Genomic DNA, 8,571 nt, shown 5'->3' on the forward strand with positions numbered 1-8,571 from the left:
ATACCTATCGAGTCTCATATAAACCTTTGATGGCTTTAATGACATCTTCTTTGGTGAGTTTGGCATCCCTTTGATTATCTAGGCGAGTCCCATGATGGATGATTTCTTCTACTGACATCCCTCTGATGTCATTTTTATACAGCATTTTAGCCATATATTTCAGAATTTGAGGATACAAAGATCCACTTCCATAAGCTTCTTCATAAACCAGTAGTTTCTTGTGTGTTTTAAGGACTTCATCTAGTGTTTCTAAATCCATCGGTTTAATGAATCTAGCATTAATGATCGTTCCGTTTAAGCCAAGTTCTTTCGCTACTTCTTCCATTAAAGAAACCCCAGGACCATAGGAGATTAACGCAATCTCTTCACCTTTTTGAACCGTTGTCCAAAGAGGTTTAATGTCTTCAAACTTAGGTAAGTTTTGTTTGTCAAACATCGTTTCTGCTCGAGGGTAACGGATGACAAATGGCTTATCCTGCATAAACCCGTATCTTAATAAGTTAAAGGCTTCTTCGGCATCCTTAGGCATGGTGATTACCACATTAGGCATACTATAAAACATCGATACGTCATATAAGCCTTGGTGGGTTGACCCATCGTCACCAACAAACCCCGCACGGTCAATACCAAAGATGACTTTAGTGTTTGATCTAGCGATGTCGTTCATGATTTGGTCATAAGCTCGTTGGGCGAATGTCGCATATAGGGGTAAGAACACATTAATACCTTCTCTAGCCATGGCGCTTGCCATGGTAGCTGCGTGTTCTTCTGCAATCCCAACATCGATTAGACGGTCTGGGTATAAACTATAGAATTTTTCAAATTTAGTACCTACAAGCATGGCTGGCATCACTACAAATGTATTCATCTCTTTTTGTAGTTCTATCATTGCTTCGCTGATAACTTCACTAAAAGAAGCATACCCTGCTTGAGTTTTTTTAACCATTTCACCTGTATTTAAGTCAAATGGCGATACACCATGATAAGTGCCTTTACGGTCCATTTCAGCTACTTCAAAGCCTTTACCCTTCTCAGTAACTGCGTGAATCACAACGCTCTTTTTCATTTTTTTAGCCATTTTCAATGTCTTAATCATTGTTTTCATCGAATTTCCATTGACTGGACCGATGTATACATACCCTAGATCTTCAAAGACATTATTCGCTTGGAAGAATGCTTTAAAAACTCTTTTTAGGCGTCTATAGACTTTATATACAAAGTTAGGGGATATTTTTTCTAATAGTCTTCTTGTCTTACTAATGAACTTATTGCCTCTAAGTGAGGTAAGGACTTTAGACAATGATCCGACATTTTTAGAAATAGACATATTATTATCGTTAAGGATGATAATGCCTTTATGGTTTGGGTCTGAACCGATGAGGTTAAGTGCTTCAAAGCTCATACCTGATGTAACAGAGCCGTCACCAATTAACGCAATGACGTCACAAGACTCACCTTTGAGTTCTTTAGCTTTTAAGAACCCATGCATCGCAGAGATTGAAGTCCCTGCATGACCGGATTCCCATAAATCATGTTCTGATTCATCGTAATTAATGTAACCTGATAAGCCTCGATGTTGTCTTAAAGTTGAAAAATCTTTAGCCCTACCGGTAAGGATTTTATGGGTATAGGCTTGATGTCCAACATCAAAGATAAAGGGGTCTTTAGGAGAGTCAAACACGTAGTGCATCGCAATCGTTAATTCAACCACACCTAAATTAGAGGCTAAATGCCCCCCAGTTTTGGAGATATTTTCTATCAAAAAGACCCTAATCTCTTCTGCTAGGGTTTCTAATTCTTTCATCGATAGTTCTTTTAAGAATGCAGGGTCTTTAATGTCTTTTAATTCCATAGGTTTATTCAAGACTAAAGTCTAATTCGCCTTCCGGTTTCATTTCTTTGACGACTAGTTTTTCAGATTCAGTTAATAACTCATAACATAGTTTAGATAGCGCTAAACCTTCATTGTAAAGTTTTACAGCTTCATCTAAAGCGATGTCCTTGTTTTCGAGTGCCTTAACGGTTTTCTCTAAAGCTTGAATGGCTTGTTCAAAACTCATTTTTTCCATGATAGTGTCTCCTTCTTAGTAACAACCGAATGGATTTGTCCGTCTTTAACTCGGGTAATGAGTGTATCGTTTATGGATAACTCATTGACGGACTCTATTCGTTTGTTATCTTTAGTTGTATAAGTATATCCTTTATCCATTAAGGCTAAAGGGTTTAAGTGTTTTAAAGCATCTACCAATAATCCAAATTGGTTGTTTTTCTTTTCGATTAGATAAGTTGCATTTCTAGATAAAGACCCATCCAAAAGACTTAATTTTTCACGTTTCAGCTTGATTAAATGAGATATATCAAATGATTTTAGTTTGGAATCTAAGTAAGTTAGTCTTTCTTTTTTACGTTCAAGCTGTAATAAGTAATTACGTTTCAACAAGTAATCATTATTTTCATAGCGTTCTTTTAGTTTGATGATATGGGACTTAGGTGAGGCATTGCTCAAGCGTTCATCTAAGTTCATTAACCTCATACTTTGGTTTTGAATGTATGAGTTCATTACCTTGGTTAACGTATCTCGGTAGTTATTAACCAGTTCGTATATATCGATGATATTTGGGGTTGAAAGCTCTGCAGCTGCTGTAGGGGTTGGTGCCCTTAAATCTGAAACAAAATCACTTAAAGTGAAGTCTGTTTCATGTCCAACTGCGGATATCACTGGAATTTCTGATTGATAAATTGCAAGCACGACTTCCAGTTCGTTGAATCCCCAAAGGTCTTCAATAGACCCACCGCCTCTACCAACGATTAAAGTGTCAACGAGTTTATCGTCATTTGCCTTTTTGATCTGGCTAGAGATCGATTGTTTAGCTCCTTCACCCTGAACTAACGCTGGGTATAAGATAAGTTTAGCTAATGGGTATCTACGTTCAATTGTATGAATAATGTCTCTAATGGCCGCGCCCGTAGGTGAGGTTACTACGCCAATGGCTTTAGGGTAAGCAGGGATTGGTTTTTTCTTAGATGGGTCAAAATAGCCCTTTTCTTGAAGTTCATTTTTAAGCTTTTCATAAGCCAAAAAGAGATCTCCAACACCATCTTTTTCCATTTGGAAACAGTTAATGTTATAAGACCCACCAGCTTCATACAAACTCATTGCGCCTAAAACTTTGACTTTATCCCCATCTTTTGGGTTGAAATTCAGCTTCATCACATAATTCGCGAACATGGTTACGCGAATTTGAGCTTTATCATCTTTAAGTGTGAAATAGTAGTGACCTCTAGAATGTTTGGTCAAGTTCGAGATTTCACCTTTGATGTATATTTGTCTTAAATGGGTATCATTCTCTAAGATGTTTTTTAAATACTTCGTTAAAGCACTGACGGTTAGATATCTAACGTCTTGCATAGAATCACCCTACTCTTTTGGCTATTGTGTCTAGTAGTTTATTGGTAAACGCACTTTGTTTCTCATCATCTAAGTTTGAAAACTTTTTAGTAAGTCTAACTGCCTCATTGATGACTACCGGATTTGGTGTATCGGTATATTTGATTTCGTATACAGCCAGTCTAATAATGGCGCGGTCGACGAAAGAAAGTCTTTCAATTGAATAGTTGAAAAGGTTGTCTTTGATAAGTGTGTCAATTTCACTCAAGTGGTCCATTACCCCTTGATATAGTTCGAACCCTAATTTAAATGGTTCAACGATTAAATCTTCGCGTAAATCTTGTTGATAAAGCAAATGCATTGCTTCAACACGTAGTTCATGTTTTGTTTTTTCCATAATAAAACCTCAATTCTATACTATTTTACCATAAACATTGTAAATCCTATAGCACAATATACATAGTATATAGGCTTTCTAAACATAACAAAATCAAAAGAAAAGGGATGCAAGTTGCATCCCCACTATTAAAGTACTCTTATTCTTGCCCAAGCATCGCTCATGATAGCTTTGGTTGTTGAATTAAAGCCATAAACTTCATCATTCTCATGAATAACGACGTTATAAGCCTCTACATAATCATAGAAGTCAGAGCCTTCTACAATCAATTCTTCATATAGATCTTTTCTTACAGTTGTATACATAACGTATTCTGTATTCGCTTTTTGTGAATCATAAGAAAGCATGAAATTAATGAACTTGTATGCTAAATCTTCATTCTTCGCATTCTTAGGAATCACCATGGTATCTACCCAAACGTTGGTTCCGCTATTTGGTACATAGAATCCGAGTTTTTCTTGTTCACTCATTAAATAGATTGCATCACCGCTATACGTTAAAGCAATGTCATAAGTCAGTTTAACCATGTCATCCAAGATTTCATCAGTTAGGAATACAACATTGTCCTTCTTAGCAAGAGCAGTTAGCCATGCTTCTGCCTCTTCTAATTCAGAAGTTACTGTAGTATTCATAGAATACCCTAATGTTTTTAAGGCAACCATAAAGCCATCTCTAGAAGAGTCATAGAATGCGACTTCTAAATCCTCGTTGAATATTTCCCACTCTTTTGCTTCTAGGGTTTCTAATGAGACTTTGTCTTTATTATATAAAACACCAACATTACCCCAGAAATAAGGTACACCATATTTTAGAATGTCAAAATCTACGTTTTCCAGAATGGAAACTAAGCCTGTAGCTAATTCTGTTTCTTTATCGAAATCTGTGATTTTTGACCAGTCGATTTCAGCAATCAAATCTTCTTCAACCATTTGTTCAACCGCATAATCACTTGGAATAATTAAGTCAAACGATTGAGTCTTCATCTTTGTGATGGCTGACTCATTCGAATCAAATGTTGACATGTTTACACATACATCATTTTCTTTTTCAAATGCTTTAATTAGGTCTGGATCAATATATTCGCCCCAGTTAAATAAAGCTAGTTTTTCTTTGCTTGAACAGGTAAATGATCTAACAATACCACACCCTGATAAAGTGGCACCAGTGAGCACAAGTGCTAATAATGCAATAATTTTTTTCATTAATCAATCTCCTTTTTCTCTTCTTCGCTTGACTTAAAGAACCGATAAGTAACTAAAAGTCCAATGACCAAAATGATGATGGTCGATAACGCATTGATCGTCGGTTCAACACCGCGTCTTAACGTGTATAAATAAATGCTAATATTGGTTGCAGAACCTGCAGTAAAATACGAAATAACAAAGTCATCAAAACTCATCGTAAATGCGATTGCGGCAGCAGCAACCACAGCCACTTTAATCTCAGGTAGTATGACCATTCTTAAAGCTTGTAGTGGGGTTGCCCCAAGGTCGTTCGCGGCTTCTGCTAAGTTAGGATCTAATGATCTAACCTTAGGGTAAACCGTAATGATGACGTAAGGGGTACAAAACGCTATATGAGCCAATAACATTGTTGTATAGCCTCTATCTATTTGAAAGCTTACAAACAATAACAATAACCCAACTGCGGTAACAATTTCTGGGTTAACGATAGGAATGTTGTTAACCGTTAAAACCATATCTTTTACCAGTTTTTTTGACTTACTTAAAGCAATTGCCGCAAACGTCCCAATCACAGTTGAAATCAGTGTCGCTAATACTGCGATTAATAGGGTCATTACGACTGCTGTCATAATGTCTGTTGAATCAAAGAGTTTCGTATACCATTTTAAGGAGAAACCTCCCCAATTGGTTAAACTCTTATTTTCATTAAATGAGAATACAATTAAGGATACGATTGGTGCGTATATGAATACTAACAATAACCCCATGAATCCTTTTGCCAGTGGCTTATGAAGTTTTTTCATTCTTTTGCCTCCGGATTTCTATCAAGTTTTCTTGTTAAGTATACAAGAACCATGATGAGTGCTGAAAGGATGATTGCAATTGCAGACCCATAACCCCAATCTCCAAACTGTAAGAACCTATTTTCGATTAAGTTACCAATAAGATAACGATTCTTACCTAAGTATTTAGGAATAACTAGCGTGGTTGCTGCTGGAAGTAACACCATTGTGATTCCTGATAAAATCCCACTTATTGAAAGGGGTAATGTCACCTTGAAGAATGTCTCTACCTTAGAAGCCCCTAAATCATCTGCAGCTTCATAAAGTTTGGGATCAATCTTTGATAAAACGGTGTAAATAGGCAACACCATGAATGGTAAGAATACATAAACCATCCCTGTGATAATCGCGAAATCTGTGCCGAGTAAATCGGCATTAAACATTTCAAAAAGTTGTTTCCACGCGAGTGTTCTTAATAACATATTTACCCACATAGGGGCAGTTAAAATTAATATAAGTAAGCTTTGGGTTTTCTTCTTTGTCTTCGTGATTAAGTAAGCTGTAGGGTACCCAATCATTAAAGCAACAACCGTTGTATAAACCGCAAGTTTGATTGAATCAAACATGGTTTTAATGAACGCTGGTTCATTTATAAACTGTCTGAAATAAGTTAAGGAAAACGTGATGAAAAGGTCATTTACCCTTTCAGTAACTGCATAGAATACAATCAGAATTACTGGAATTAAAATGAGTGCAATCAATACACCATAATAAGGAATACCCATTAACTGAGTCGAATTAATTGTGAGCTTCTTTTTAGGACTTTTCTCCTTGTATACAGGGTTTCTAAACATATTACCACTTCTCCATGACATGAATATCTTCTTTGTCAAAAATGATGGATACGTCAGAGCCTTCTTCGTGATACTTTATCGTATGAATGGTATATAAACGGTCTTTGGTCTTAACATCAATTTCATAGTGAACACCTTTAAAGATGATCGAATCAACCACCCCATCAATAAAGCCTTCGCCTTGTGCAACAATATCTAAATCTTCAGGACGTAGGACAATGTCCACTTCTTCATTTCGCTTAAACCCTTTATCAACACAGACATAATCCTTACCATCAAAATGAACTAGATAATCATCTTTCATAATGCCTTCAATGATGTTTGATTCACCGATGAACCCAGCGACAAATCTATTAATTGGTTCATTATAAATATCCTCAGGTGTTCCTATTTGTTGGATCTCACCATCATTCATTACAACAATCTTATCACTCATCGTTAGCGCTTCTTCCTGATCATGAGTTACAAAGATAAAGGTAATTCCTGCATTGCGTTGAATCTCTTTAAGTTCGTATTGCATTTCTTGTCTAAGTTTTAAGTCAAGTGCAGCAAGTGGTTCATCTAGTAATAGTACTTCTGGTTCATTAATTAGCGCACGTGCGATGGCAACACGTTGTTGTTGCCCACCAGAAAGCTTATTAATGCTTCTTTTCTCATAGCCCACTAAACCAACCATTTGAAGATACTTAGATACTTTACGTTCAATCTCTGCTTCTTTTTCTTTACTGGAAAGCTTTGACTTCTTCAGTTTTAATCTAAGTCCAAAAGCAACGTTTTCATACACATCAAGATGTGGAAATAAAGCATAGCGTTGAAACACCGTATTCGTTGGTCTTTTATGTGGAGGTAAATCTACCACCGAAACGCCATTGAATAAAACTTCACCTTTAGAAGGTTTTTCAAAACCACCAATAATTCTTAAAGTTGTTGTTTTACCACATCCAGAAGGACCTAGTAATGTCACAAACTCATTTTCATAGATGTCTAAATCTATCCCCTTTAGTACCACTTGGCTACTAAAAGCCTTGGTTACATTTTTTAATTCGATTACTTTTTTCATGTTATCCTCCACTGTTTATCAAGATTAAACAAAAAATCTTTAAATGGCTTAGTGGTATGCTTACATTTTCTTATGTTTAGTATAATTAAACTTTAGGTTAAGCAATTATAAACCAAATTCAATACTATTATATAGTAATTCAAAAAGATGTCAATCAAAAAGTAACAGATATTTTTTTCTAACAATAATCTTCTACTTTTATCCCTTCTAAAATAACAAGGGATTAATAACATGATTTGATTGATTTATACGATTAAATAGACTATAATGCTTTTGCTGGGGATGTTTTCTGGATTCGTCAGGGTTTTGAAAATGATATAAGCATGTCTTGGTGGTGCAAGTAAAAACACACGAGGTTCTAAATAACCGGAAACCAAAATTTAGCTTTCGCTGCTTAAGAAAAAGTGCGAGCCTACTCTAAGTATTCTTACGACTTAGACGCGGTACAACTCAGTAAGATATATTTAGCTGCTGCCACCTTAAGCGACTAAACGAATTAACAAGGTTAGTCTATGAGAAATATGTCAATCTATGTCTCCTAGATGAATTTAACTGATTGACTAAACATGTAGAAAGTATCATTGTTTAGGGCTTTGCACAGGGGTTCGACTCCCCTCATCTCCACCAATTCAATAAGTAAAGCTTTGATATATAAGCGAATTAGCATTCGCCTCAAATATCGAAGCTTTTTTGTTTTATAAACTATAATATTACATGTTTTTATGGTAAAATACTGATTAAATATATCGATGAACTATCGTTTTAACACCCCAATCAAGAAGTCCCCTACCTCTATAGGTGGTGGGATGAATTGACTTATTTTATATTTACAAAACATAATAAATAATGTTATAATAAAGGTGTATTCATACACGTTTCTGCACTCTACTGAAAGCCAAGGTGACC

At 35.8% G+C, this 8,571-nt stretch carries 8 protein-coding genes and 1 other RNA gene; 1 reads left to right on the forward strand and 8 read right to left on the reverse strand.

Translation table 11 applies throughout. The features are described from left to right. Window positions 1-4: 4 nt before the first annotated feature. From dxs to potA, 8 genes are all read right to left on the reverse strand, one after another. Window positions 5-1,852 (reverse strand): 1-deoxy-D-xylulose-5-phosphate synthase, encoded by a 1,848-nt coding sequence (gene dxs / locus JN09_RS06030; RefSeq protein WP_204433771.1) that lies wholly within the window; start codon window positions 1,850-1,852, stop codon window positions 5-7. Between the two features lie 4 nt (window positions 1,853-1,856). Next, window positions 1,857-2,069 carry an exodeoxyribonuclease VII small subunit gene (xseB, locus tag JN09_RS06035; RefSeq protein ID WP_204433772.1) on the reverse strand — a complete coding sequence of 71 codons (213 nt, stop codon included), beginning with the start codon at window positions 2,067-2,069 and terminating at the stop codon, window positions 1,857-1,859. Further along, the gene (gene xseA, locus JN09_RS06040; RefSeq protein WP_204433773.1) at window positions 2,057-3,409 is read right to left on the reverse strand and encodes an exodeoxyribonuclease VII large subunit; all 1,353 of its coding nucleotides are present in this window, start codon (window positions 3,407-3,409) and stop codon (window positions 2,057-2,059) included. The genes xseB and xseA overlap by 13 nt, the downstream gene beginning before the upstream one ends. A gap of 4 nt (window positions 3,410-3,413) precedes the next feature. After that, window positions 3,414-3,785 carry a transcription antitermination factor NusB gene (gene nusB / locus JN09_RS06045; RefSeq protein ID WP_204433774.1) on the reverse strand — a complete coding sequence of 124 codons (372 nt, stop codon included), beginning with the start codon at window positions 3,783-3,785 and terminating at the stop codon, window positions 3,414-3,416. Between the two features lie 128 nt (window positions 3,786-3,913). Continuing rightward, entirely contained in the window at window positions 3,914-4,987 is a 1,074-nt protein-coding gene (locus JN09_RS06050) for an ABC transporter substrate-binding protein (protein ID WP_204433775.1), read from the reverse strand. Next, window positions 4,987-5,772, reverse strand: a complete 786-nt coding sequence (locus JN09_RS06055; protein WP_204433776.1) for an ABC transporter permease — start codon at window positions 5,770-5,772, stop codon at window positions 4,987-4,989. Before JN09_RS06055 ends, JN09_RS06050 begins: the two co-directional genes overlap by 1 nt. Then, window positions 5,769-6,605 (reverse strand): ABC transporter permease, encoded by an 837-nt coding sequence (locus tag JN09_RS06060; protein ID WP_204433777.1) that lies wholly within the window; start codon window positions 6,603-6,605, stop codon window positions 5,769-5,771. The genes JN09_RS06055 and JN09_RS06060 overlap by 4 nt, the downstream gene beginning before the upstream one ends. Window position 6,606: 1 nt before the next feature. Further along, the gene (gene potA / locus JN09_RS06065) at window positions 6,607-7,665 is read right to left on the reverse strand and encodes a spermidine/putrescine ABC transporter ATP-binding protein (protein WP_204433778.1); all 1,059 of its coding nucleotides are present in this window, start codon (window positions 7,663-7,665) and stop codon (window positions 6,607-6,609) included. A 278-nt stretch (window positions 7,666-7,943) separates the two neighbouring features. On the opposite strand from potA, the gene ssrA reads away from it, so the two are divergent. Next, window positions 7,944-8,292: a transfer-messenger RNA gene (gene ssrA, locus JN09_RS06070) on the forward strand. The last annotated feature ends 279 nt before the right edge of the window (window positions 8,293-8,571 follow it).

Source organism: Paracholeplasma morum (assembly GCF_016907055.1).
Classification (GTDB): Bacteria; Bacillota_I; Bacilli_A; order Acholeplasmatales; family UBA5453; genus Paracholeplasma; species Paracholeplasma morum.

What these genes read in the sequence shown, in the direction of transcription:
- dxs (WP_204433771.1), bottom strand. Translation starts at nt 1,852, where the DNA reads ATGGAATTAAAAGACATTAAAGACCCTGCATTCTTAAAAGAACTATCG.
- xseB (WP_204433772.1), bottom strand. Translation starts at nt 2,069, where the DNA reads ATGGAAAAAATGAGTTTTGAACAAGCCATTCAAGCTTTAGAGAAAACC.
- xseA (WP_204433773.1), bottom strand. Translation starts at nt 3,409, where the DNA reads ATGCAAGACGTTAGATATCTAACCGTCAGTGCTTTAACGAAGTATTTA.
- nusB (WP_204433774.1), bottom strand. Translation starts at nt 3,785, where the DNA reads ATGGAAAAAACAAAACATGAACTACGTGTTGAAGCAATGCATTTGCTT.
- JN09_RS06050 (WP_204433775.1), bottom strand. Translation starts at nt 4,987, where the DNA reads ATGAAAAAAATTATTGCATTATTAGCACTTGTGCTCACTGGTGCCACT.
- JN09_RS06055 (WP_204433776.1), bottom strand. Translation starts at nt 5,772, where the DNA reads ATGAAAAAACTTCATAAGCCACTGGCAAAAGGATTCATGGGGTTATTG.
- JN09_RS06060 (WP_204433777.1), bottom strand. Translation starts at nt 6,605, where the DNA reads ATGTTTAGAAACCCTGTATACAAGGAGAAAAGTCCTAAAAAGAAGCTC.
- potA (WP_204433778.1), bottom strand. Translation starts at nt 7,665, where the DNA reads ATGAAAAAAGTAATCGAATTAAAAAATGTAACCAAGGCTTTTAGTAGC.